Origin of the sequence: Methylobacterium aerolatum (genome assembly GCF_022179085.1) — a bacterium.
GTDB classification, from domain to species: domain Bacteria; phylum Pseudomonadota; class Alphaproteobacteria; order Rhizobiales; family Beijerinckiaceae; genus Methylobacterium; species Methylobacterium aerolatum.
The window spans coordinates 236,367-260,831 of the sequence record NZ_BPQE01000004.1 but is presented as its reverse complement, the minus strand read 5'-3'; the positions used below and the strand labels follow the sequence as shown (position 1 = coordinate 260,831).

Below are 24,465 nucleotides of genomic sequence, written 5' to 3'. Positions count from 1 at the left end.
GCGGCCCATAACAGAGCCGCCCGCCTCAGGCGAGACCGGCGGTTGCCGAAGCGCGCCGGAACCGCGCCGGGTCAGAGCCTCGGGGACCGCCCGCGCAGGACGCCGAACACGGCGGAGATCAGGAACAGGGCGATGGCGATGAAGAACACCAGCTTCGCAGCCTCCATGGCCGTACCGGCGATGCCACCGAAGCCGAGCAGGGCTGCGACCAGCGCGACGACGAGAAAGGTGACGGCCCAACCGATCATGGTGCGCTCCCTAAAAGATACCTCGACTGCCAAAGGAAAGGAGCGGCGCCGGGCCGACGCCGCTCCTGCTGAACCCGTTTGACGCAACCTGGGTCTTGCCTGCCTGCTCGGGAGGCGCCGGGCAACCCGGTCAGGGTGCCCGGGCTTGCGAACCCGAGGATCGCCTCAGAGCTTGCCGACGGTGGACTTGACGGTGTCCTTGGCGTCGCCGACCGTGCTCTGGGTCTTGCCCTTGAGCTCCTGGGCGGCGCCCTCGGCCTTCATCTTGTCGTTGCCGGTGGCGTCGCCGATGCCCTGCTTGGCCTTGCCGACCAGCTCGTTGGCGGCGCCCTTGATCTTGTCGGTGGTGCTGCTCATGGCGTCCTTCCAATCCTATCCAGTTACGGCCTCGCCGCGTTGGACCAGAAACGGGCTTGGCCGCGGGTATGTTCCGAATGTTAACATCATCGTGTGACGTCCGGCCCGGCGACGCCGGAGCGACCCGTGGCTGAGACGCCCTTCGACCTCGCCTTCGATGCCGCGCGCCGCGCCGCCGCGGAGGGTGAAGTGCCGGTGGGCGCCGCGATCCTGCGCGACGGGCAGGTCCTCGCCGTCGCTCACAACCGGCCGCGGGCGCTCCACGACCCCACGGCCCATGCGGAAATCCTGGCGATCCGCGCCGCCTGCGCCGCCCTCCGGGACGAACGGCTGACGGGCTGCGACCTCTACGTAACCCTGGAGCCCTGCCCGATGTGCGCCGGGGCGATCTCCGCCGCGCGCATCCGGCGCCTCTATTACGGCGCGCCGGACCCCAAGGGCGGCGGCGTCGAGCACGGGCCGCGCGTCTTCAACCAGCCGACCTGCCACCACGCGCCGGAGGTCTATGGCGGCTTCCGCGAGGCAGAGGCGGCCGATTTGCTGCGCACCTTCTTCGCCGGCCGCCGTGGGCCGTGACCGGGCCGGACCGGCAGCTACACCGGAATGGCCGGATCAGGGGTTCACCCGCATCCCGACGAGCACGGTGTTATCGCGGAAGCTGGAGCCGGACGAGGTGCTGTGCACCTCCTGGAAGATGTAGGCCGCCCGCAGGGTCAGCCAGCGGGTGAAGCGGTAGTCGAGCCGGGCGGTGGTGGAGAAGCCGTCCTCGCGGATCGGGCTGTTCTTGTACTCGTTGTGCAGGACCGAGCCGCCGAGGACGATGGAGAGGTTGCGGAAGAGATCGTGCTGGACCTCCAGCGTCCCCACCTGGGTGAGCACGCCGCTGGAGCCGGGGATGGTGGTCTCCGTCACGCCCGTGGCCGCGTTCAGCCGGATCGTGGTGAGGGGCGTCGCCGCCCAGGACAGGGTGGCGTTGATCAGCGGCGCATCGATGTTGCGCAGGGTCCGGTCCACGTAGTCGCGGTGCTGGACGCCCGCCGAGACCTCGCCCGTGAGGGTGCGACCGAAGCCGACGCGGGCGCCGCCGAGCAGGCTCAACCCGTCGGAATCGCGCCGCACGCCGAAGATGTCGACGCGCTGGTCGTAGACGCGGGTGTCGGCGATCACGTCCACGAAGGGCGCGAAGTCCGGCGTCACCTCGTAGGCGGTGCGCAGGCGCAGGGCGTACTGGTTGAGGTTGCGGTCCGATTGGCGGATCACGCTGCCGTTCGACAGGCGCGCGTCCTCGAATTCCGAGCGGTCCACCGATCCGGCCACCGTCACCGACAGGCGGTTGAAGCTCTGCGTCGCCCCGACCGTGCCGCCGTACAGGGCGATCTGGGGACGGCCGGTGGCGGTCACCGCCTGGAGGTTCGGGCTCGACGTGCGCTGGGTGTCGAGGATGGCGCGCCCCTGCGCGGTGAATTGCAGGTCGCGGGTCGCGTCGATCCGCAGGTTCACGATGCCGTCCGCCGAGGGGCGGCTCGCCATCTCGTTCTGCGGCGTCTCGAAGTAGGCGCCGCGCAGGGAGCCGTCGAGGGAACTCGACGACCAGTCGCTGCGGAAGTCGACGGTGGCTTCTGTGCGGAAGGCCACCGACCCCTTGGCGAACTGGCGTGTCGTCTGGTCGGGGTTGGAATCGTAGCCGATGCCCTGCGTGAAGGAGGGCAGCACCGTGAAACTGCCGAGCTTGAAGCCGATGGGCGCATAGGCCGGATCGGCGGGGATCGGGCGCGACACGTCGGTGCCGAGGATGAAGCCCGGCGTCAGCAGCCCGAGGACCGCGCTTTGCGCCAGGATCGGCAGGCGCTGGCTCGCGGTGCTCGCGGGCAGCGGCACGCCCACCACGGGCTGCTGCACCACGGGCACGAGGGTCGGGGATTGCGTGGTGATCTGCGTCACCTCGCGGATGGTCTGCTTCGTCGCGAGTCCGGCGCGCCGGGGCGGCGCGGCGCGCACCCGCAGGGGACCCGAGAGGGCGCGGTTGGCCGTGCCCGTCGAGACGCCGCCGGTCCGGTCGCCCCCCATGCCGGGGCGCCCGTTCGCGCCGGCCAGCCCGGTCGCGGAGGGGAAGGCTTGGCCCGAGGCGCCGAGTTGCGAGGTCCCAGCCCCGGAATCGCCGCCGCTGCCGCTGCTGAAGCTCGACGGAACGCGGCCCCGGCCGCCGGGATCGCTCTCCGAGTAACCCCGGCGGAGGAAGGGCAGGCCGTTCGGTCCGGTCTCCTGGCCGACGCCCGGGTTGTCCGGCTGACCCGAGACGGGGCTGATCGCATCGAAGCGCGGCGTCTGGGCCTCGGCAGGGCCGGGAGTCAGCGCCACGGCGAGCGCCAAGGCTGCACCGGCCGCCGTCCCGGACACGGACGCACCGCGCATCCGCAGGGATTCGCTGTCGGTTCTCGCGCCCGCCACCCGTCGCCCCCACTCGTCCCGCACGCGCCTGCGACGGACGCGGAAGGCTCTCGCGCCCGCCGTTGATCCTTCGTCAAGGTTAACCGGGTCTATCGGAGGGCGGTTAATGCGCGGTCAATGAAGGCGAATGCCTGACGGCCGATAATATTACAGGTTGTCCGCGCTGAAGTCCTCGATTGATACGAAAGAGCGCAAGGCGGTCTTCAACCTTTGTTTACATTTGCCCTCCCGCGCGCCGGTGGCGACGGGACGGGTTCAAGATTTCGTCATCCAGCTCGCTTTTCTGCCCGAGACGCCGCCGCGAAGCGGAGGTCTCCGCAACGTCAGCATTTCTCCCCGCGCGCGCTCGACCTGAGGTGCCGGCGGCCCCTGAAGCCCTCGTCGTCCTTGCGAGCGCAGCGAAGCAATCCAGGGCAACGGGCCGTTTCCGAACGTAGCGCATCCCTGGATTGCTTCGCTCCGCTCGCAAGGACGGAGGGGACGGACGACCTTTCCGGCCGGACTCTCACGTCGCCCGGACGAGGTCGCCGAGCAGGCTCGCGGCGACGGTGGCGCGGGACACGGTGAGGTCGGAGGCCGCGATGCCCTCGACCGCCTCGCGGATCCGGGCCAGCGGCGTTCCGCGCGCATTGACCCAGGCGGCCACGGCCTCCGGCCCGGCGCCGATATCCGTCACCACCTCGGCGGTGAGTTTCCGGTGGGCGGTGGCGATCCCGGCGACCGCCCGTTCAAGGGCGATCCGGTCGAAGGTGTCGGCCACCGGCGCCGTCCGCGTCGCCGCCGCGAGGGCGTCGAGGCCGAATTCGTGCTCCAGAGCGAAGTGGGTCGCGGCGACCTCCTCCACCGGCCGCCCGCTCATCTCGGCGACGCGCACGATATCCGGCGCAGAGATCAGGGCCGTGAGGCTGGCGAGGCGCCGCGCCTGCGGCTCCGCCATGCCGTGGCCGGCGAGTTCCGCCGCCCGGGCCTCCACCTCGGCCAGGGCTTGCCCGTCGAGCACGCGGGGGAGGGCGGCCTCGACGGCGGCGACGCCGTCGCGGTAGCGCGCCACGATGGGGGCGAGGCCGCCGCCGAGATCGAGGTTGCGGATGAACCAGACGATCCGGCTGAGGAGGAGGTCCTGCACTTCTCCGTAGAGGGCGAGTTGCTGCTGCCCGCCGACCTTGCCCGAGAGCCCGTCGATGGCGAGGTTGAGCTCCATCAGGCCGAAGGCGTCGCGGGTCACGGCGTAGGCCTTGGCGATGGTCGCCGCGTCGGCCCCCGTGCCGTCGATGAGCCGGGTGACGAGGGAGGGACCGCCCCGGTTGACGATGATGTTGGCGAGCGCCGTGCTGATGATCTCCCGGCGCAGGCGGTGGGACTTCACCGCGTCGGGGAAGCGCTCGCGCAGTTCCTTCGGGAAGTAGCGCTGCAACTCCCGGTCGAAATACGGGTCGTTCGGCACCGCGCTGGCGATGATCGCGTCGTGGAGCGAGAGCTTCGCGTAGGCGAGAAGCACGGCGTATTCCGGCCGGGTCAGGCCCTCGCCCCGGCGCATCCGATCCGCGAGGGTGCCGTCGTCGGGCAGGTACTCCACGGCCCGGTCGAGGCGCCCCTCGGCTTCGAGCGCCTGCATCGTCCGCACGGCGAAGCCGGTCTCCCCGAGGCCGCCGCGCTGGGCCAGCGACAGGCTGAGCGTCTGCAACTCGTTGTTGCGGAGTACGAGGCGCCCGACCTCGTCGGTCATGGAGGCGAGCAGCGCGTTGCGGGCGCCCTCGTCGAGGCGCCCGTCGCGCTCGGGGCCCATCAGGGCGATCTTGATGTTCACCTCGACGTCGGAGGTGTTCACGCCCGCCGAGTTGTCGATGGCGTCCGTGTTGAGCCGCACGCCCGCGCGGGCCGCCTCGATGCGCCCGCGCTGGGTCAGGCCGAGGTTGGCGCCCTCACCGACCACCTTGGCGCGCAGGTCCGACCCGGTGATGCGCACGGCATCGTTCGCCCGGTCGCCGGCCTCGTCGTCGCTCTCGGTGGTGGCGCGGATGTAGGTGCCGATGCCGCCGAACCAGAGCAGGTCGGCGGGAGCCTTCAGGATCGCCTGCATCAGCTCCGTCGGCGTCGCCTCGGCCCGGTCGAAGGCCAGCGCCGCGCGCACCTCGGGGGAGAGGGGGATCGTCTTGAGGCTGCGGGAGAACACGCCGCCGCCCGCCGAAATCAGGCCCTTGTCGTAATCCGCCCACGAGGAGCGGCCGAGCGAGAACAGCCGCTGCCGCTCGGCGAAGGCCGTGGCCGCGTCGGGGTTGGGGTCGAGGAAGATGTCGCGGTGGTCGAAGGCCGCGACGAGCCGGATGGTGCGCGACAGCAGCATCCCGTTGCCGAACACGTCGCCCGACATGTCGCCGACGCCGACGACGGTGAAGGGGTCGGCCTGGGTGTCGAGGTCCATCTCGCGGAAGTGGCGCTTCACTGCCTCCCAGGCCCCCCGCGCCGTGATGCCCATGCCCTTGTGGTCGTAGCCCTGGCTGCCGCCCGAGGCGAAGGCGTCGCCGAGCCAGTGGCCCTTCTCCAGGGAGATGGCGTTGGCGATGTCGGAGAAGGTCGCGGTGCCCTTGTCGGCGGCGACCACGAGGTAGGCGTCGTCGGGGTCGTGGCGCACCGTGTTCGGCACCGGGACGATCTCGCCGTCCACGATGTTGTCGGTGAGTTCGAGGAGCGTGCGGATGAAGATCCGGTAGCTCTCGGTGCCCTCGGCCATCCAGGCGGCGCGGTCGGAGGCCGGGGGCAGGCGCTTGGGATAGAAGCCACCCTTGGCGCCCACCGGTACGATCACCGCGTTCTTGACCTGCTGCGCCTTCACGAGGCCGAGGATCTCCGTGCGGAAATCCTCCGGCCGGTCGGACCAGCGCAGGCCCCCGCGCGCCACGTAGCCGAAGCGCAGGTGCACGCCCTCGACGCGGGGGGAGTAGACGAAGATCTCGAAGAGCGGCCGGGGCAGGGGCATCCCCGAAACCTTGGCGCAGGCGAACTTGAAGCTGATCGTGCCGCGCGGGGCGCCCGCCTCGTCGGTCTGGAAGACGTTGGTGCGCAGCGTCGCCTCGATGAGGTTCACGAAGCGGCGCAGGATGCGGTCGTCGTCGAGGCTGGTGACGGCGGACAGCGCCTCCTCGATCCGCGCGCGGATCCCGGCCTCCGCCGCGTCCCGGTCCCCCTCGGCGGACGGGTCGAAGCGCGCCCGGAACAGCGCGACGAGGTCGCGGGCGATGGCGGGGTGCCGGGTGAGCGTCCCGGCGATGTAGTCCTGCCCGTAGCGGATCCGCAGCTGGCGCAGGTAGCGGCCGTAGGCGCGCAGCAGCGCCGCCTCCCGCCAGGGGAGGGCAGCCTCCAGGACGAGGCGATTGTAGGCGTCGGACTCCGCGAGGTCGTCGGCGACGGCGAGCATCGCGGCTTCGAGGGGCCTTTCCAGGGCGGCCACGTCGATGGCCGCGCCCGTGGCGCGCTCGATCAGCATGTCGTGCAGCCACACCCGGTCGCCCTCGGCGGCGCCGGGCGGGTGGACCCGGTAGGTCCGCTCGTTGATGACCCGGAAGCCGAGGTTCTCGAGGCCCGGCACCCGGTCGGACAGGGCGATGGCAGTGCCGCGCGAAAACACCTTCAGGCGGATCTGCGCGGGCGGATCGGTGTCGCGGCGGCCGATCGAGACGGCCCGGGGGTTCGCCTCGCTTAAGGATTCGAGGATGGCGATGTCCTCCACCGCCACCTCGGGCAGGAAGTTTTCGCGATAGGCCGCCGAGAACGCCTCGGCGTAGCGGGCGGCGAGGGTCCGGGCGCGGCTGCCGTCGCCTCGCTCGGCGAGGGCGGCGCGCAGGCCGTCGGCCCAGGTGCGCACGATCGCCGCGACGCCCGCCTCCAGCCCGGCCGGGTCGCGCTCCAGCGGCCCCTCCTCGGACAGGCCGATGATGTAGTGGGTGCGGGCCAGCGGCCCCTCGGGGAAATCCGGCTGGGCCACGGAGACCCGGCCGCCGAAGCTCTGGGCGAGGTAGGCGCCGATCCGGGCGCGGACGGTGGAATCGTACCGGTCCTTCGGCACGTAGACGAGGAGCGAGACGAAGCGCCCGAACCGGTCGGGCCGGGTCAGCACCCGGATGCGCGGCCGGTCGGCGAGGTCGACGATGCCCAGCGCGAAGCGGGTCAGCCGGTCGCTGTCGATCTGGAACAGTTCGTCGCGCGGATAGGTCTCCAGCACGGCGAGCAGGCTGCGGCCGGCATGGCTCGTGGGGTCGAGCCCGGCGCGGGCCACCGCCGCCTCGACCTTGCGGCGGAGCACCGGCACCTCGCGGGCGGGGCTGGCATAGGCGGCGGCCGTGAACAGGCCGACGATGCGGATCTCGCCCGACAACTTGCCGGAGGGCGAGAACAGCTTCACCCCGATATAGTCGAGATGGGCGCTGCGGTGGACGCGGGATTTCGCGCTCGCCTTCGTGATGATGAGGGCCTGCGGCTCTTCGAGGAAGGCCAGGATCTCGGGCGTGTAGTCCACGAGGCTCCCGCCCCGGCGCAACACCGCCGTGCCGGGGTCGCGCAGCACGCCGAGGCTCGTGCCCGGCACGAGGGGGTGGGCCTCGCCCTGGATGCCGTGCTCCTGCATCCCGAGCAGGGTGAAATGGCCGTCACCGAGCCAAGTGAGGAAGGCGCGGGCCTCGCCCGTCTCGGCCTCCGGCAGGGGCGAGGGCGTCCGGCCGTACTCGGCGGCGAGCGCCGCGAGGCGGTCGCGCATCGCGGCGTGGTCGGCGGCGGCGGCGGCCACGTCGGCATGGACCTGCACGAGGCCCGCCTCCAGCAGCTTGCGCGCCTCGCCCTCCAGGCGATCGAGGTGGATATGGATCAGGCTCTCGCGGGCGAGGCTGCCGTGGGCGTCGGCGGTGGTCTCCCCCACCACCCGCGTCAGGGCACCGCCGCCGTCGCGCTCGACGCCGAGAATCGGGTGGGCCACGAGATCGGCGGTGAGCCCGTGGGCGGTGAGGGCCGCCAGCGTCGAGTCGAGGAGGAAGGGCCGGTTGTCGTTGACGATCTCCAGCACCGTCACCTCCCGCGGACGCCCATCGCGGAGGACGGTCGCGTCGGAGAGGCGCAGCCGCGCCGGGTCGCCCGGATGGCGGGGGCTTGCGAGGAAGTCCCGCGCCCGGCCGGCGAGGTCGGCCAGGGTCTCGGCGGTGCAGGGCGCGAGATCCTCCGGCGGCACCCGCCCGAACAGGTCGCGGACGAATCCGCCCGGCCCGCCGCGTCGCGCGACCGCCTCCGCCGCCGAGTCGATGAGGCCCGTCCGGGCGCTGCGCTCCTCGTTCGAGGACAGGGCGGTGGCGGTCTCGAGGCTCACGGGCAACTCCCGAACCGGGTGGTCGACGGGTCGAGGGTTAGCAGAGGCGTTCGACGAGTCGAAGACGCGGACCCTGCCGGAGGCAAGGATCGCCCGGTTCCGTCACCGCTCGCGGGCCGCGAGCGCAACCGTCCCGTGTGGCCGCCGTCCGCGATCGTCGCTTGATTGGTATGATTTAGGTGCATATACACGCTTCATGAGCGACGGCCGCGGCACGGGCACGGGATCGGGCGAGGATTTCTGTACCTGCGGCGTGCTGCGCCGGGCGGCGCGGACGCTCACCTCCGTCTACGATTCGGCCCTGAAGCCCACCGGCCTGCGGGTGACGCAGTTCGCGATCCTGCGCATCCTCGACAAGGCCGGGCCGCTGCCGGTCACGCGGCTCGCGGCCGAGGCGGCGCTGGAACGCACGACGATGGCACGCAACCTCGATCCCCTGGAGCGGCGCGGCCTCGTGCGCGTGGCGGCCGGGGAAGCCGATGCCCGCAACCGCCTTGCCGAACTGACCGAGGCTGGGCGCCGAGCCCTCGCCGAGGCCCTGCCGCACTGGCGCCGGGCCCAGGAAGAAGTCCGGCGGCGGGTCGATCCCGCCGCCGTCCGCTCGCTGGCCGAGGCCATCGGATCCCACTGACGCCCGTTCCCCCGGAGCCCGCCGCGATGCCCTCCCTCGTCCCCCCGGCCGTCCCCGCGCGGTTCCACTACGCCTGGGTGGTGGTCGCGATCACCTTCCTCGTCCTGCTCGTCGGGGCGGGCGTGCGCGCGACGCCGAGCGTGCTCATCGTGCCGTGGGAGCAGGAATTCGGCTGGAGCGCGGCGACGATCGGCATCGCCATTGCGATCAACATCTTCCTCTACGGCATGATCGGCCCCTTCGCCGTGGCGATCATCGAGCGCTTCGGCCTCCGGCTCTCGGTTTGCGCGGCCCTCGTCGTGCTGGCCGCGGGCACCTGCGCCACCAGCATGATGCGGACGCCCTGGCAGATGATGCTGCTCTGGGGCATCGTCGTCGGCTCGGGCTCGGGCATGGTGGCCAACGTGCTGGGGGCGACGGTGGCCAACCGCTGGTTCGGGCAGCGGCGGGGTCTGGTGCTCGGCCTGCTGACGGCGAGCAGCGCCACCGGCCAGCTCGTATTCCTGCCCGTCCTCGCCCACCTCGCGGCCGATCACGGCTGGCGCACCGTGTCTTTCACCGTGGCGGCGGGCACCCTCGTCCTCGTGCCCCTGGTGATGCTCTTCCTGCGGGACCGCCCGGCGGATCTCGGCCTGCCGCGCTACGGCGAGACCGCCCTGACGCCGACGCCCGTCTCCACGGAGAACCCGGCCCGGCGGGCGCTGCGCGGCCTCGGCATGGGCCTGCGCTCCAAGGATTTCTGGCTGCTCGGGGGCACCTTCTTCATCTGCGGCGCCTCCACCAACGGGCTCATCGGCACCCACCTCATCCCCGCCTGCTTCGACCACGGCATTCCCGAGGTGCGGGCGGCGGGGCTGCTCGCCCTGATGGGGATCTGCGACCTCATCGGCACCACCGCCTCGGGTTGGCTCACCGACCGGTACGATTCGAGGAAGCTGCTGGCGTGGTACTATGCGCTGCGCGGCCTCTCGCTGATCTTCCTGCCCTACAGCTTCGACCTGAGCTTCTACGGCTTGTCGCTCTTCGCGGTCTTCTACGGGCTCGACTGGATCGCCACCGTGCCGCCGACGGTGAACCTCGCGGGCAAGGCGTTCGGGGAGCAGAACGCGGCCCTGATGTTCGGCTGGATCGCGGCCATGCACCAGATCGGCGCAGCCTCGGCGGCGTGGCTCGCGGGCGTCACGCGGACGGAGACCGGCACCTATCTCGGCGCCTTCGTGGCGGCGGGCATTCTCTGCCTCGTGGCGGCGATGATGGCCCTCTTCGTCGGGCGCAGGCCCGAGCCGGAGCCGGCGATGCGTCCGCTGCCGGCCTGAACTGCGGCCCGCGCGGGGCGTTTGGTCCTATACCGGCGCCCGCGTCCGACCGGTCCGCGCCTGGCTCCCCGGAGGCGGTGGCGGCGGACCGGGCGCCCGCGCCCCGTCTGAGCGAGCCCCCCTTGTCCGATGCCCTCCCGCCCGTGACGGCGGCCCCGCCGCTTCGTGCCCGCCGCGCCTCCGGCGGGCCGGGCTTCGCCGAGTTCGTCACCATCGTCGCCCTGATGATGGCGGTGACGGCGATCTCCATCGACAACCTGCTCCCGGCCTTCCCGGCGATCGAGGCGCGGTTCTCGGTCGCCGACCCGAACCACCTGCAGCTCCTCGTCTACGTCTACATGCTGGGCTTCGGCCCGGCGCAGATCGTCTACGGCCCGCTGTCGGACGCCCTCGGGCGGCGGCCGGTCCTGCTCGCGAGCCTCGCGGTCTACGTGGTGGGCTGCGGGCTGGCGATGCTGGCCCCGAGCTTCGGCTGGCTGCTCGCCGCGCGGGTGATCCAGGGGATCGGCGCCGCCGGGGGCCGCGTGCTCTCCACGGCCATCGTCCGCGACCGCTTCGCCGGGCGCGAGATGGCGAGCGTGATGTCGCTCATCATGATGGTGTTCCTGATCGTGCCGATGATTGCCCCCGCCATCGGCGGGGCGATGCTGGCCTTCGGCTCCTGGGTCTACGTCTTCGTCTCGATGCTGATCCTCGCCTTCATCCTGGTGGCGTGGTTCGGCTGGCGGATGCCGGAGACCCTGCATCCCGAGTACCGGCGGCCCCTGTCCCTCAGGGCGACGGCGCAGGCCGTGCGGGTGACCCTCACCAACCGGATCGCGGTGGGCTACGCCACGGCGCTCGGCCTGCTCACCGGCTGCATCATGGGCTATGTCGGCTCGGCCCAGCAGGTGTTCGACACCGGCCTATACCACCTCGGCGTGTTCTTCCCCGTGGCCTTCGGCCTCGTCGCCGGGGCGATGGGCGCGGCGACGCTCATCAACTCGCGGGCGGTGCGGCGGCTCGGGATGCGGCGCCTGTCGCAGGCGGGCACCCTGGCCTTCACGGTGGTCGGCCTCGGGCAGGTGGCGCTTGGGCTGGCCTATGGCGGGCACCCGCCGCTGCCCCTCTTCCTCGGCGTGCTGGCCGCGAACCAGTTCCTGATCAGCTTCGCCATGCCGAACTTCAACGCACTCGCCCTGGAGCCCCTCGGCGCGGTGGCGGGCACGGCCTCGTCCTTCCTCGGCTTCTACACCACGATCATCGGCGCGGGCTGCGGTTACGCCATCGGCCAGTCCTTCGACGGCACGGTCCTGCCCATCGGCATCGGCTACGCGACGCTCGGCGGCCTCGCGCTGCTTGTCGTCGCCATCACCGAGCGGGGGCAGCTCTTTCGGTACGGGCCGTCGGGCTGAGCGTTCCCGCTGGCTTGGGACCAGGGCGCGCGACGCGCTCTCCGTCCCCTTGTGGGGAGGGAGAGCGCGCTGACCAACGAAACGTGGCACTCGCAGTGACGGAGGGGTGACGGGCACCGACGAAGCCCGCACGGCGCGACGCCCCCGCGTTCCGGCGGGATCGCTCTCATCCACGCCATTTTCGGTTGAGCTTAACGGGTCGTTCAACCGATCCCGCGAGGCTCGTGCGATCGCCGCCCGACCCGGACTTCGCCGATGCTCTCCCGCGCCCAAGACGGTACGCTGCTGGCCGCGCGCCTGCTCCTCGCCGCCGCCCTTCTGCCGACGGGCATCGCCCGCGCCCTCAACGTCTCGGGCTTCGCGCTGACGCTGGCCGGCGCCGGGATGCCGTTCCCGAACGGAGTCGCGACGGCGGCGGTGGTCGTGCAGGTGTTCGGGCCGCTGGCCGTCGTCCTCGGCGTGCTGCCCCGGCTGACCGGCCTCGCGCTCGCGGCCTTCTCGGCGGTCACGGCGGTGATGCTGCACGCCTTCTGGCAATATACCGGGCCGGCCCTCGTCGCCGAGCGGACGCTGATGCTCGCCGACCTCGGGCTGGCGGGCGGCTACCTCATTTACGCCCTCATGGGTCCCGGCGGCTGGAGCTGGGACGGCTGGCGGGCCGGCGCCCCGGCCCCCCGGGCCAAGGCGGCCCCCAGGAGCGGCGTGAAGGGCGGCGGCAAGCGCGCGCCGGCCCGCGCGGCGGCCTGAGGGCGTCAGCCCCGCCCCGGCGCCGTGCTCGACGGCGCGGCCTGAATCTGCCGTCCGGATACCTCCGCCCCGGCTTCGGGCGACAGCGCCCGGAACGGAAAGACGGACAGCGCCGAGATGACGGCGACGGCGAAGAAGGCCGGGCCGAAATCGGACGCCTCGATGGCCGTGCGTCCGTGAAGGGCGGCGGTACCCTCCAGCGCCAGGGCGCCGAAGGTCACGCCGAGGCTGAGGGAGAGTTGCTGCGCGACGCTGGCGAAGCTCGTGGCGGCGCTCATCTCCTTCTTGTCGAGGTCGGCATAGGCGATGGCGTTCACGCAGGTGAACTGCACCGACCGGCAGCAGCCCCCGACGAACAGGATCGCCAGCATGACGAGGTGAGGGGTCTGCGCCGTGTAGAGCCCGTTCACCGCCAGGAAGGCCGAGGCGAGCACCGCATTCGTCACCATCACCCGGCGGAAGCCGAACCGGCGCAGGATCGCCGGGGCCATCGTCTTCACGAACATCGCGCCTGCGGCGGCAGCGAAGGTGATCAGGCCCGAGCGCAGGGGATCGAGGCCGAAGCCGACCTGCAGCATCAGCGGCAGCAGGAAGGGGATCGCTCCCGTGCCGATGCGGAAGAGGCTGCCGCCGGTCACGGCAGCCCGGAAGGTCGCGTGGTGCATCAGGTCGAGGCGGACCACCGGGTGCGCCACCCGGCGCGAATGCCAGAAATACGCGGGCAGCAGGACGAGGCCGGCGACGAGGCACCCCCAGGTCACCTCCGCCGGAAGCAGGTGGCGTCCCGTCGCGGCAAGCCCGAGCATCAGCGAGGCAAGCCCCGAGCCCAGAAGCAGGAAGCCAACGACGTCGAGGGGCGGGCGCTCGGGCTCGCGCAGGTCCTCGAAGTAGAGAGTCGCCAGCACCAGACCGGCGAGGCCGATCGGCACGTTGATGAAGAAGATCCACCGCCAGTCGAACCAGGTGGTGATGAAGCCGCCGAGCGGCGGGCCGATCACCGGGCCGACCATGGCGGGCAGGGTGAGGTAGGAAAGGGCGGTGACGAGCTGCGCCTTCGGCGCCGAGCGCAGCACCACGAGGCGCCCCACCGGCACCATCATCGCCCCGCCCATGCCCTGGAGGAACCGGGCCGCCACGAAGCCGCCCAGCCCGTTGGCGGCGGCGCAGGCGAGGGACCCCGCCAGGAACACGCAGAGCGCCGCCCGGAACACGGTGCGCGCGCCGTAGCGGTCCGCCGCCCAGCCGCTCACCGGGATGAAGATCGCGAGGCTGACGAGGTAGGAGGTCAGCGCGAGCTTGAGGGCGATGGGATCCTCATGCAGGCTCGCGGCGATGGTCGGCAGCGCCGTGGCGATCACGGTCGAATCCGTGTTCTCCATGAACAGGGCGGTGGCGACCGTCAGGGGGACGATCCGCGTCGAGCGGGCGGGGGAGAGAGGCATCGGTCGAAAGACGCATGACGGGCGGCGGAGTTGCGCCGCTCTCGCACCGCCTCATTTCAGGATTGTATCCGCGAAGCCACAGAGGGCCGTCGGCGGGCTGTTCACGGGGACTTGAACGCTTCCGCCGGAGGGTCCCGGGCGGTAAGCTTGGGCGCAGGACCGGCGCGAGCGCCCGTCAGACGTCTGCCGCTTGGCCGCCCCACCGGGCGTCGCGGGACACAGAGAGAGCGGATGCGTTTCAGCCGACCCCACCGTCGCGCCCTATCCCGTGTCCTGGCAGCGGCCCTGCTCTGCGGCGTCGCGGCCTGCGGCACCGTGGTGATCAACCAGACCGGCTCGCTCACCCGCTACGACCAGTTGCGGAAGTCGACCTCCACCGCCACCGAGGCGCGCCTCTTCGCCGACCGGCCGGCGTTGCAGCGGATGCGCACCGTGCGCATCATCCCCACCGCCTTCCCGGCGAATGTCGAGGGCTCCGCGCCGCTCACCCCCGCCGACCGTCGCCTCATCGCCAACGCGGCGGACCGGGCGCTCTGCTACGACCTGTCGCTCCGCTACGACATCGTGACCTCCCGCGACGCGGACCTCACCGTCCGCGCCCAGGTGACCCGTGTGGAGCCGACGAACCTCATCGGCGCGGGCGGCACCATCGCGGGCTCGGCGGCGGTCACCGTCGCCTCGCAGCTCGGCGTCGGCTTCGCAGAGGGCATCGGCCGCATCCCGATCCCGCGCCTGCCGATCGGCCTCGGGAGCCTCACCGTCGAGGCCGAGGCGCTGGACCTGCGCCGCGAGCAGCGCGCCGCCATGGTCTGGGGCGGGGCGGCGAACTCCTTCACGAGCCAGCCGCGCTTCTCCCCGGCCAGCGACCCCTACGACCTCGCGGGCGAGTTCGGGCAGGATTTCGGGTACCTGATGGCGACGGGCGACGACCCGTTCACCGCCCCCAACACCCTGCCCACCTGGGACCGCATCCGCGTCACCGCGCTCGGCGAGGCGCCCCTCGACCCCGATTGCGAAGCCTTCGGACGGGCGCCGGGCATCGACGGCATGCTGACCGACTACATCGGCCTGCCGCCGGAATACGGCGACAAGGGCCCGGCGGCGGACCGCGCCGTGCCGGTGCGGTAGGACGGGTTTTCGGCTCACCCGTCTTGGCGGGCGCAGCGAAGCAATGACGGGAAGGACACGAACACCACGAGCCATGCACACCCAGCGACCGCGGCGCGGCATCCCCGCATTGGCGCCGCAGCGCGGGGCGTGATAGGGGCACTTGCCAACCCGATCCCCTCCGCGCGGCACGCGCGGCTCGTCTCAAGGACCGTTGGCACATGGCCCGACTCTCATCCGCGTCGATCATCGAGGGGCTCACCTTCGACGACGTGTTGTTGCGGCCTGCCGCCTCATCGGTGATGCCGACCGAGGTGAACGTCGCCTCCCGGCTGACGCGGACGATCGGCCTCAACATACCGATCCTCTCCTCCGCCATGGACACCGTGACCGAGGCGCCGATGGCCATCGCCATGGCGGCGACCGGCGGGCTGGGCGTGATCCACCGCAACCTGGAGCCGCCGGAGCAGGCGGCCCAGGTCCGCCTCGTCAAGAAGTACGAGTCGGGCATGGTGATGAACCCGATCACCATCTTCCCCGACGAGACCCTCTCCGACGCCCTGGACGTGATGCGCCACAACCGCATCTCCGGCATTCCGGTGGTGGAGCGCGGCCCCAACGGCAACCGCGGCAAGCTCGTCGGCATCCTCACCAACCGGGACGTGCGCTTCGCCAACGAGGCGTCGCAGCCGGTCTCCGAATTGATGACCCGCGATCGGCTCATCACCGTCCGCGAGGGCACGACGCAGGACGAGGCCAAGCGCCTGCTGCACCAGTTCCGCATCGAGAAGCTGCTCGTCGTCGACGACCACTACCGCTGCATCGGCCTGATCACCGTCAAGGACATCGAGAAGCGCGTCGCCTATCCCAACGCCGTCAAGGACGAGCAGGGGCGCCTGCGGGTCGCGGCGGCGACGACGACGGGCGACGGCGGGTTCGAGCGGGCGGAAATGCTGATCGACGCCGGCTGCGACGTGATCGTGGTCGACACGGCCCACGGCCATTCGATCAAGGTGCTGGAGAGCGTGCGCCGGGTGAAGCAGCTCTCCAACGCCGTGCAGGTCATCGCGGGCAACGTCGCCACGCGCGACGGCGCCCAGGCGCTGATCGATGCCGGCGCCGATGCCATCAAGGTCGGAATCGGGCCGGGTTCGATCTGCACGACCCGCATCGTGGCGGGCGTGGGCGTCCCGCAGCTCACGGCGCTGATGGAGGCCGTCGAGGCGGCCTCCCAGGCCGACGTCCCGGTCATCGCCGACGGCGGGATCAAGTATTCCGGCGACCTCGCCAAGGCCATCGCCGCTGGGGCCTCGGTGGCCATGGTCGGCTCGCTGCTGGCCGGGACCGACGAGGCGCCCGGCGAGGTGTTCCTGCACCAGGGCCGGTCCTACAAGTCCTACCGGGGCATGGGCTCGGTGGGCGCCATGGCGCGTGGCTCGGCCGACCGTTACTTCCAGGCCGAGGTCAGCGAGACGCACAAGCTGGTGCCCGAGGGCATCGAGGGTCAGGTGCCCTACAAGGGGCCGGTGGGGAACGTCCTGCACCAGCTCGTCGGCGGCCTGCGCGCGGCGATGGGCTATGTCGGCGGGGCGACGATCCCCGAGTTCCAGGAGCGGGCGCAGTTCATCCGCATCACCAATGCGGGCCTGCGCGAGAGCCACGTCCACGACGTGACCATCACCCGCGAGAGCCCCAACTACCCGTCGCGGACCTGATCCGGGCCGGACACGAGTCAGGACAGGGGGCGAGGATGCGGACGCTTGTCGTGGGAGCCGGGGCGACCGGCGGCTATTACGGCGCGCGCCTCGCCGAGGCGGGCGCGGACATCACCTTCCTCGTCCGCCCCGCCCGGGCGGAGCGGCTGGCGGCGGAGGGGCTGCGGGTGCTGAGCCCGCTGGGCGATTGCCACCTGCCCCGGCCGCAGACCGTCACCGTCGGGGCCGTGAGCGAGGCCGGGCCCTTCGACCTCGTGATCCTCTCCTGCAAGGCCTACGACCTCGCCTCGGCCATCGAGGATGTCGCCCCGGCGGTCGGGGAGGGGACGGCGATCCTGCCGCTCCTCAACGGCATGGCCCATCTCGACGCCCTCGACGCGCGGTTCGGCGCGGGCCGGGTGCTCGGCGGGAGCTGCGCCATCGCGGCGACGCTGACGCCGGAGGGCGCCATCCGCCAGATGACCGAGCTGTGCAGCATCACCTACGGCGAGCGCGACGGCTCGGCCTCGGCGCGGATCGCGGCCGTGGATGCGCTGATGGGCAACGGCGCCAAACTCCAGCCGCGCCGCTCCGACCGGATCCTTCAGGAGATGTGGGAGAAGTGGGTGTTCCTGGCGACGCTCGCGGGCGCGACGACCCTGATGCGGGCGGCGGTCGGCGATATCGTCGCCGCGCCGGGCGGCGAGGCGTTCATCCTGGCCCTGCACGGGGAATGCACCGCCATCGCCGAAGCGGCCGGTTACGCCCCGCGGGAGAAGGTCGCCGCCGGCGCGCGGACGCAGCTGACCGCGCGGGGCTCGACCTTCACCGCCTCGATGCTCCGGGACATCGACAACCGGGGGCGGATCGAGGCCGATCACGTGATCGGCGACCTGATCGCCCGGCGGGGCACCCTCGCCACGCCTGAACTCGACCGGGTCTATACAGGGCTGAAGGCCTACGAGGCGCGCCGTGCGCGGGACTGACCGTTCCTAGGCCGAACCGCGCCGTCCCGCTCGCCGGTGCGAGGCGGCGGCGGCGGGCCGGGAACCGTCCCGCTGCTCCGGATGGCGCGGCCGCCCCTCGCTCCGGCGGCAAGGGATGCGCCTGCGCAGCCGAGTGCAGTGACGCACTCGCTTCGTTCAAGCGCCCCTGCCCCAGGATCTTCTTCTCGCATCAATTTCCGAAGATCCGGCTGACGCCTCCGTCAGGATCGATGCACTAGCGGCGCAGCGGCGGCGGGGCGCCCTGTTCCAGCTGCGTCTTGGCATCGTAGGGCCGCTGCGGCGGCGGCGTGAGGTCGGGCGGGGGCGCGGCCTGGGACCGCGCGCAGGCGGCGAGGGAGGCCGCCGCGCAGGCGAGCAGCACCCAGCGCGGGGCGGCTTTCAGACGGAACGACATGGTTCGGGCAACTCCGACCGTGACCGGCCGATGGATTTCGCCTTCGGCCGGGCAATGCGATAAGGCAGCGGCACGGGCGGAGAACCGTCCGCGCCGCAACTCATCATGGCCCGCATCCGCGCGAAAGCTTGGCCGTAATGGGGCTGCTTTGCGGCCCCCGAAACCTGTCCAGGGAGCATCGTCCTGACCCCCGCCGCCCGCTGCGCCGCCGCCATCGAGGTTCTGGCCGACATCATCGACCGTCGGCGCCCCGCCGCGGATGCCCTCAAGGATTGGGGCCTCGCCCACCGTTTTGCCGGTTCGGGCGACAGGGCGGGCATCGCGAGCCTCGTCTACGATGCCCTGCGCCGCCGGGCCTCCGCCGCATGGATCATGGGCTGCGAGACCCCCGACGCCGGGACGCCCCGCGCCCTGCTGCTGGGCTCCCTGCGTCTCCAGCAGGGACTCGCCTCTCCCTCCATCGCCGCGCTGTTCTCGGGCGAGCGTTTCGCGCCCGAGCCCCTCACCGACGGGGAGAGGGCGCGCCTCAATACGGCCAACCTCGACGGGGCGCCCCGCGACGTTGCGGGCGACTGCCCCCCCTTCGTCCTGCCGGAGCTGGAAGCCGCGCTCGGCGACGACCTGATCCCCGAATTGAAGGCGCTGGCCCGCCGGGCTCCCCTGGATCTGCGCGTCAACACCCTGCGGGGACCGCGCGAGGCTGTCCTGCCCGCCCTCGAAGGCTACGGCGCGGCGCCGACCCCCCACGCGCCTCAAGGGCTACGCGTGCCCGTCGGGGCCGATGGACGCGGGCCCGCCCTCCACGTCGAGGCCGAGTTCCTCGACGGCTGGTACGAGATCCAGGACGAGGGCTCGCAGATGGCGGCGCTCCTCGCCGACGCGAGGGCGGGCGAGACCCTCGTCGATCTCTGCGCGGGCGGTGGCGGCAAGACGCTCGCCCTGGCCGCCGCGACCGCCAACGGCGCCCGGCTGATCGCTACCGACGGCGACCCGCGCCGCCTCGCCCCCATCCACGAACGCCTGCGCCGCTCGGGCGCCGAGGCGGAAGTGCGCACGCCCCGGGGCGGGAAGATGCGGACGGACGTGCTGACCGATCTCGACGGCACGGTCGATCGCGTCCTCGTGGACGCGCCGTGCACGGGGTCGGGGACGTGGCGTCGCAACCCCGACGCGAAGTGGCGGCTGCGGCCGGGCAGCCTCGCCACCCGGCAGGCGGAGCAGGCGACCGTGCTCGACCGGGCGGCCCGCCTCGTCCGGCCCGGCGGCCGGATCGTGTACGTCACCTGCTCGCTGCTCCCGAGCGAGAACGACGACGCCGTCGCGGGGCTCCTCACCCGCACGGGAGGCGCCTTCGCCACCGTCCCCTCCGCGGACCTGCTCGCCCCCGCCCCGGCCTCCTTCCGCGAGGCCGTGCGCCGCACGGCCCACGGCGTGCAGATGACGCCCCTGCGCACCGGCACGGACGGATTCTACGTCGCGATGGTCGAGCGGCGGGCGTGACGCGCGGAACGGCCGCCATGCCTTGAGGTTGCCGGCGCGGGCGCAGCCTGCACCGCGCCGGCGGCAAAGGCATGCCCTTCGGGGTCCGCCCCGGGGCGCGTTCGATAGCGTCAAAATGCCGAGATATGGGAGATTTCGCTGCGGTCCGCGCCGAGATGGCAACGCTTGCTGGCAGCGAGTATCCGAGCGCCTGCGCCGGTCGGAACTGAACAAGGGCATCGGCGTCGATCTCGATGGCATCGCCAGCCAGATCGCCGAGACCCAGGCCGCCGCCAACCAAGCCGCCGCGACCATCGCCAGCATCGGCGAAACCGTGGGGAACGTGAACGAGATCTCCTCCGCGATCTCGGCGGCCGTGGGGCGGCAGGCCGCCGTGGCGCAGGAGATGTCGGCCAACAAGCAGGCCATGACAAAAGCGGTCTCCGAGATCAGCCGGAACGTCAGCCTCATCGCCGCCTCGACCCAGGAGGTCGATGCCTCCATGCGCCTCGTCCGCGACGCCTCCCGCGCCATGGTGGCGTGAAGCCCGGCGGCAGGGGACGGCGCGGCCCGCGAGGGAAGGAACCGAGGCACGGGGGGCCGGTGGGCACGGAGGCGGAGCGGTATCCTTAACCGCAACGACTTCCGCTCCAGCCCCCTCGCCGGGGCGCGGCGAAGACAGAATTCGCGCATGATCGTCCGGCGTCGGCGCCGTCCGGCCGCCCACGGGACCCGACAATGCCGCCCATGGACACGACGATCACCCCGGAACCGGAGACGGCCGTCGCCCCGCCGGGCGTCGCGCGGGTGGGCTGGGTCGATTTCGCCAAGGGCGTGGGCATCGTGCTCGTGGTCTTCGGCCACGTCTGGCGCGGGCTCGCCAACGGCGGGGTCGCCATCGCGCCGACGCTCTTCGAGGGCGTGGACCGGTTCGTCTACCTGTTCCACATGCCCCTGTTCTTCTTCCTCTCGGGGCTCTTCCTGGCCAAGGCGCTGGGAAACCGCAGCCTCGGGGCCTATGCCGGCCTGCGGGCCGAACAACTGATCTACCCGTTCTTCGTCTGGTCCTACCTCTCGGCCGGGTTTCGCCTCTTGGCGGGAGGCAGCGCGAGCCGGGGCGGGCTCTCCCTCCGGGACGCGCTGCTCTACCCGTTCGAGGCGAACGACATCTATTGGTTCCTCTGGGCGCTGTTCCTGATCCAGATCTGCCTCGCGGCCCTCGACCGCGTTCCGGCGAGCGTGCGGCGTATCGCGCTCGCGGCCCTCATCGCCGCCAGCGTCGCCGCGACGGCGACCGGGACGGCGCTGCCCGTCATCGGGAGCGCGCTCCACTACCTGCCGTTCGTCGCCCTCGGTCGCGCCCTCGGCACGTCCCTCGGCGCGTCTGCCGCCGTCCGGCCCGTCGGTTCCCGTGCCGGATGGCTCGGAGCCGTCCTCTTCCTCGCTGCGGAAGGGGGGGCCCTGGCGTTCGGCCTCCAGGGTCTTGGCGCCCTCGCGGCGGCGGTTGTGGCGGTGATCGGCTTCAGCCTCGCCCTCGCCGCGCTGTTCGATGCGGCTTCCGGCACGCGCGCGGTCCGCGCCCTGGCCGCCCTCGGCGCCCTGTCCCTGCCGATCTACCTCGCGCACGTGATCGCCGCGAGCGGGGCGCGGGTGATCGCCCTCCGCCTGGGGATCACCGAATGGGGACCGCATGTGGTCATCGGTTGCGCCGCCGGCCTCGTGGGGCCGCTCGTCCTCGTGTGGGTCGCGAACCGTCTCGGCCTCGCGCCGCTCCTCGGCTTCGCGCGGTTCCCGGCCTTCACGCGCCGCCGCCTCGTCCACGAGTGAGGGCGCACGCCACGCCCGCACGGCGGCCCGGGGGAGGGGGTCTCACTCCTGGAACGCGACGCCGATCTTGCGGCCGTCGCGCCAGATGGTGGTGAAGGGCCGATCGACGAACAACGCCTCGCTGACGAGCCGCCCGGTCGCCGCGATGGCGGCGCCTCCCTCCACTTCGAGCAGCGCGCCGAGGGTGTTCACGTTCCACACCAGGCAATCCTGGCTCGGATGCCCTTCGGCGAAGACCAGCGTGCCGGTCTTCAGCGCATCGCGGCGCAACTGTCGCCTTCGCTCGGTCGTCATGGAGCGTCTCCCGGCTGAGCCGGCCCCCATAGAGTGGCCAAACGCCTTGCGACTCCGTGAAGATTCGCTGCAACTGTATAATTTCTTCCAAAGCCGGCCGCGCCGTTCGGAATGTCGAGCCATCCCCGCAGGGCTGATCACGTCAGTATTGTCTGGACCAGCCGCCGTTGATCGCGCCCGGCGAACCCAGCGCCATGTGGGTCCGACGATCGACCCGACGAACCGGACCGGCCGAATGCGATGCGATAGTGCTTCGGGCGGGATCGAAGTCGGCCGCACGTCTCATCGCCCGGCAAAGCCGTACGGCGTCGAAACGGAGACGCTCAGCGCGCCGGCCTCACCGCGACCGCCTGGGAGGCTCGGCGCGAGGACGGCATGGTCCCACTCCGGAGGCGGACGTGGTCCCAATTCGGGCAGTTCGCTGTAGGTGTGCGCTGAATGACGCCCGGTGGCGCTCCCAAGGGGAATCGAACCCCTGTTTTCGCCGTGAGAGGGCGACGTCCTAGACCGCTAGACGATGGGAGCTTTCCGGCGGCGTGGCGTTGCTATAGCGACGGTCCGCCGGAGGAGCAAGGGCCTTCGACGACATTCGTGCATTGGACGGGCGTGGTGCAGGACGAGAGCGGATACGGGGAACGCGACGGGGTCGTGGAGCAGGGGGGGCAGCGGCTCGACAAGGCCCTCGTCGGGCTATTTCCGGACTTGTCCCGCGCCCGGTTGCAGGATCTCGTCCGGGAGGGGCACGTCAGCCGGGAGGGCGCGGTCCTGCGCGATCCCTCGGCCAAGGTCGCGGCCGGGACGCGCCTCGTCCTCGATCTGCCGCCGCCCTCCGATCCCCTGCCGCGGGGCGAGGCGCTCGACCTCGTCATCGCCTACGAGGACGACGACCTCGTCGTGATCGACAAGCCCGCCGGCCTCGTGGTCCATCCGGCGCCGGGGCACGCGGAGGGCACCCTCGTCAACGCCCTGATCGCCCATTGCGGGGCCAGCCTGTCGGGGGTGGGGGGCGTGCGCCGCCCCGGCATCGTCCACCGCCTCGATAAGGACACGAGCGGCCTGCTCGTCGTCGCGAAGAACGACGCCGCCCATCGCGGGCTCGCCGAGCAATTCGCCGACCATGGCCGCAGCGGCCCGCTGGAGCGCAGCTACCTCGCCTTTGCGTGGGGCGTCCCCCAGCCCACCACCGGCACCATCCGCGCGAGCCTCGCCCGCTCGCGGCACAACCGGGAGAAGATCGCCGTGGTCCCGGAGGAGGCGGGGCGGCACGCGGTGACGCACTATGCCGTCGCGGAGACCTACGCCGAGGTCAGCCTCGTGCGGTGCCGCCTCGAAACCGGCCGCACCCATCAAATCCGCGTGCATCTGGCCCATCGCGGGCACCCGCTGCTCGGTGACGACGTTTATGGGGCGGCCTTCCGGACGAAGGCGGCGCGGCTCGACCCCGCGGCGCGGGAGGCCCTCACGGTGCTCGGGCGGCAGGCCCTGCACGCGGAGCTACTCGGCTTCGCCCATCCGCGCACCGGAGAGACTTTGCGGTTCGAGAGCAGGCTTCCGCCCGACATGGCCGCGCTTCGCACAGCACTCGCGGAGTAACTTCATCGACCAAGAGTGCGAAAGGGCACGACAGGGCGCGTCACTTCGTGACATGGTCGCACGAAATGACTCGGTTGTGCGTTGGGTGCGACGTTCGCGTGCGCCGAACCGGCCGGATCGACCGGGCGTTCCACTCAGGTGGGCGCTCGGCTGGGTCGGCTCAAGGGCGACCCCGTCGGTAATGCGTCTGCCCGTTTGGGGGACTTGTTTGAGGAGAAGGACATGGCCGGTACGCTGCCCGTGCTCGCCAATGAAGGCGGCCTCTCGCGCTATCTCGACGAGATCCGCAAGTTCCCGATGCTGGAGCCCACCGAGGAGTTCACCCTCGCGAAGTCCTGGCGCGACGCCGGGGACCGGGAAGCCGCCCACCGCCTCGTGACCTCGCATCTGCGCCTCGTGGCGAAGATTGCGATGGGCTATCGCGGCTACGGCCTGCCGATCGCGGAAGTCGTTTCGGAGGGCAATGTCGGCCTGATGCAGGCCGTCAAGCGCTTCGACCCCGACAAGGGCTTCCGCCTCGCGACCTACGCGATGTGGTGGATCAAGGCGGCGATCCAGGAATACATCCTGCGCTCGTGGTCCCTCGTGAAGATGGGCACCACCGCCAACCAGAAGAAGCTGTTCTTCAATCTGCGCAAGGCGAAGGGCCGGATCTCCGCCCTGGAGGAGGGTGACCTCCGGCCGGAGCAGGTGAGCCAGATCGCGACCCGCCTCGGCGTGCCGGAGCAGGACGTGGTGGACATGAACCGCCGCCTCTCCGGTGACACCTCCCTGAACGCGCCCCTGCGCGAGGAGGGCGAGGGCGAGTGGCAGGATTGGCTCGTGGACAACAGCCCGAGCCAGGAGACCGTGCTCGTCCGCGAGGAGGAGGGACAGAACCGCCTCGCCGCCCTGCGGGACGCGCTCTCCGTGCTCAACGCGCGCGAGCGGCGGATCTTCGAGGCGCGGCGCCTCGCCGACGACCCGATCACCCTCGAGGATCTCTCGGGCGAGTTCGGCGTGTCCCGCGAGCGCGTGCGCCAGATCGAGGTCCGGGCCTTCGAGAAGGTCCAGGAGGCGGTCAAGCGCAACGTCGCCACCCGCGAAGCGCCCCGGGCCGCCCACCCGTAGGCCGCAGGCCCCGGAAGCCCGGGGGAT

At 71.7% G+C, this 24,465-nt stretch carries 21 protein-coding genes and 1 tRNA gene; 14 read left to right on the top strand and 8 right to left on the bottom strand.

The features are described 5' to 3' along the window. Window positions 1-71: 71 nt before the first annotated feature. Both MFF06_RS03660 and MFF06_RS03655 read right to left on the bottom strand, forming a co-directional pair. Window positions 72-248: a DUF1328 domain-containing protein gene (locus tag MFF06_RS03660; RefSeq protein ID WP_238201637.1), complete on the bottom strand. Its 177-nt coding sequence runs from the start codon at window positions 246-248 to the stop codon at window positions 72-74. 165 nt (window positions 249-413) lie between these two features. After that, a complete protein-coding gene (locus MFF06_RS03655) occupies window positions 414-605 on the bottom strand; it encodes a CsbD family protein (protein ID WP_238201636.1) in 192 nt (63 codons plus the stop codon). A gap of 126 nt (window positions 606-731) precedes the next feature. Here MFF06_RS03655 and MFF06_RS03650 point away from each other — a divergent pair, with 126 nt between their 5' ends. Further along, the gene (locus MFF06_RS03650; protein ID WP_238201635.1) at window positions 732-1,181 is read left to right on the top strand and encodes a nucleoside deaminase; all 450 of its coding nucleotides are present in this window, start codon (window positions 732-734) and stop codon (window positions 1,179-1,181) included. 36 nt (window positions 1,182-1,217) lie between these two features. On the opposite strand, the gene MFF06_RS03645 is transcribed toward MFF06_RS03650, so the two are convergent. Further along, window positions 1,218-3,017, bottom strand: coding sequence for an outer membrane beta-barrel protein (locus tag MFF06_RS03645; RefSeq protein WP_238201634.1), 1,800 nt, complete (start codon window positions 3,015-3,017; stop codon window positions 1,218-1,220). A gap of 190 nt (window positions 3,018-3,207) precedes the next feature. Here MFF06_RS03645 and MFF06_RS03640 point away from each other — a divergent pair, with 190 nt between their 5' ends. Further along, window positions 3,208-3,408, top strand: a complete 201-nt coding sequence (locus MFF06_RS03640) for a hypothetical protein (protein WP_238201633.1) — start codon at window positions 3,208-3,210, stop codon at window positions 3,406-3,408. Window positions 3,409-3,558: 150 nt separating this feature from the next. Here the strand turns inward: MFF06_RS03640 and MFF06_RS03635 are convergent, their stop codons facing one another. After that, on the bottom strand, window positions 3,559-8,403 hold the full coding sequence (locus MFF06_RS03635) for an NAD-glutamate dehydrogenase (protein ID WP_238201632.1): 4,845 nt from the start codon (window positions 8,401-8,403) through the stop codon (window positions 3,559-3,561). 196 nt (window positions 8,404-8,599) lie between these two features. Between MFF06_RS03635 and MFF06_RS03630 the strand changes: the two genes are divergently transcribed. From MFF06_RS03630 to MFF06_RS03615, 4 genes are all read left to right on the top strand, one after another. After that, window positions 8,600-9,034 carry a MarR family winged helix-turn-helix transcriptional regulator gene (locus tag MFF06_RS03630; RefSeq protein ID WP_238201631.1) on the top strand — a complete coding sequence of 145 codons (435 nt, stop codon included), beginning with the start codon at window positions 8,600-8,602 and terminating at the stop codon, window positions 9,032-9,034. 26 nt (window positions 9,035-9,060) lie between these two features. Beyond that, window positions 9,061-10,350 carry an MFS transporter gene (locus tag MFF06_RS03625; protein ID WP_238201630.1) on the top strand — a complete coding sequence of 430 codons (1,290 nt, stop codon included), beginning with the start codon at window positions 9,061-9,063 and terminating at the stop codon, window positions 10,348-10,350. Between the two features lie 224 nt (window positions 10,351-10,574). Then, window positions 10,575-11,744 carry a multidrug effflux MFS transporter gene (locus tag MFF06_RS03620; RefSeq protein ID WP_238201709.1) on the top strand — a complete coding sequence of 390 codons (1,170 nt, stop codon included), beginning with the start codon at window positions 10,575-10,577 and terminating at the stop codon, window positions 11,742-11,744. Window positions 11,745-11,999: 255 nt separating this feature from the next. Further along, complete coding sequence (locus tag MFF06_RS03615) at window positions 12,000-12,491, top strand: DoxX family protein (protein WP_238201629.1); 492 nt, start codon at window positions 12,000-12,002, stop codon at window positions 12,489-12,491. 5 nt (window positions 12,492-12,496) lie between these two features. On the opposite strand, the gene MFF06_RS03610 is transcribed toward MFF06_RS03615, so the two are convergent. Beyond that, complete coding sequence (locus MFF06_RS03610) at window positions 12,497-13,933, bottom strand: MFS transporter (RefSeq protein ID WP_238201628.1); 1,437 nt, start codon at window positions 13,931-13,933, stop codon at window positions 12,497-12,499. 231 nt (window positions 13,934-14,164) lie between these two features. Between MFF06_RS03610 and MFF06_RS03605 the strand changes: the two genes are divergently transcribed. The 3 genes from MFF06_RS03605 (at window position 14,165) to panE (ending at window position 17,720) form a co-directional block, all read left to right on the top strand. Beyond that, complete coding sequence (locus MFF06_RS03605) at window positions 14,165-15,061, top strand: DUF3313 domain-containing protein (RefSeq protein WP_238201627.1); 897 nt, start codon at window positions 14,165-14,167, stop codon at window positions 15,059-15,061. Between the two features lie 200 nt (window positions 15,062-15,261). Next, the gene (guaB, locus tag MFF06_RS03600; protein ID WP_238201626.1) at window positions 15,262-16,755 is read left to right on the top strand and encodes an IMP dehydrogenase; all 1,494 of its coding nucleotides are present in this window, start codon (window positions 15,262-15,264) and stop codon (window positions 16,753-16,755) included. A 35-nt stretch (window positions 16,756-16,790) separates the two neighbouring features. After that, window positions 16,791-17,720 carry a 2-dehydropantoate 2-reductase gene (panE, locus tag MFF06_RS03595; protein WP_238201625.1) on the top strand — a complete coding sequence of 310 codons (930 nt, stop codon included), beginning with the start codon at window positions 16,791-16,793 and terminating at the stop codon, window positions 17,718-17,720. Between the two features lie 235 nt (window positions 17,721-17,955). Here panE and MFF06_RS03590 read toward each other — a convergent pair whose 3' ends face one another. Continuing rightward, window positions 17,956-18,135 (bottom strand): hypothetical protein, encoded by a 180-nt coding sequence (locus MFF06_RS03590; protein WP_238201624.1) that lies wholly within the window; start codon window positions 18,133-18,135, stop codon window positions 17,956-17,958. A 183-nt stretch (window positions 18,136-18,318) separates the two neighbouring features. On the opposite strand from MFF06_RS03590, the gene MFF06_RS03585 reads away from it, so the two are divergent. The 3 genes from MFF06_RS03585 (at window position 18,319) to MFF06_RS03575 (ending at window position 21,441) form a co-directional block, all read left to right on the top strand. After that, a complete protein-coding gene (locus tag MFF06_RS03585; protein WP_238201708.1) occupies window positions 18,319-19,635 on the top strand; it encodes an RsmB/NOP family class I SAM-dependent RNA methyltransferase in 1,317 nt (438 codons plus the stop codon). A gap of 115 nt (window positions 19,636-19,750) precedes the next feature. Next, window positions 19,751-20,158: a hypothetical protein gene (locus MFF06_RS03580; protein WP_238201623.1), complete on the top strand. Its 408-nt coding sequence runs from the start codon at window positions 19,751-19,753 to the stop codon at window positions 20,156-20,158. Between the two features lie 203 nt (window positions 20,159-20,361). After that, the gene (locus MFF06_RS03575) at window positions 20,362-21,441 is read left to right on the top strand and encodes an acyltransferase family protein (protein WP_238201622.1); all 1,080 of its coding nucleotides are present in this window, start codon (window positions 20,362-20,364) and stop codon (window positions 21,439-21,441) included. Between the two features lie 42 nt (window positions 21,442-21,483). Here the strand turns inward: MFF06_RS03575 and MFF06_RS03570 are convergent, their stop codons facing one another. Both MFF06_RS03570 and MFF06_RS03565 read right to left on the bottom strand, forming a co-directional pair. After that, complete coding sequence (locus tag MFF06_RS03570; RefSeq protein ID WP_238201621.1) at window positions 21,484-21,735, bottom strand: pilus assembly protein PilZ; 252 nt, start codon at window positions 21,733-21,735, stop codon at window positions 21,484-21,486. Between the two features lie 449 nt (window positions 21,736-22,184). Next, window positions 22,185-22,260: transfer RNA gene (locus MFF06_RS03565), tRNA-Glu, on the bottom strand. An 84-nt stretch (window positions 22,261-22,344) separates the two neighbouring features. On the opposite strand from MFF06_RS03565, the gene MFF06_RS03560 reads away from it, so the two are divergent. Together MFF06_RS03560 and rpoH are read left to right on the top strand one after the other, a co-directional pair. After that, complete coding sequence (locus tag MFF06_RS03560) at window positions 22,345-23,328, top strand: RluA family pseudouridine synthase (protein WP_238201707.1); 984 nt, start codon at window positions 22,345-22,347, stop codon at window positions 23,326-23,328. Window positions 23,329-23,550: 222 nt separating this feature from the next. Beyond that, complete coding sequence (gene rpoH, locus MFF06_RS03555; protein WP_238201620.1) at window positions 23,551-24,438, top strand: RNA polymerase sigma factor RpoH; 888 nt, start codon at window positions 23,551-23,553, stop codon at window positions 24,436-24,438. Window positions 24,439-24,465: the final 27 nt, after the last annotated feature.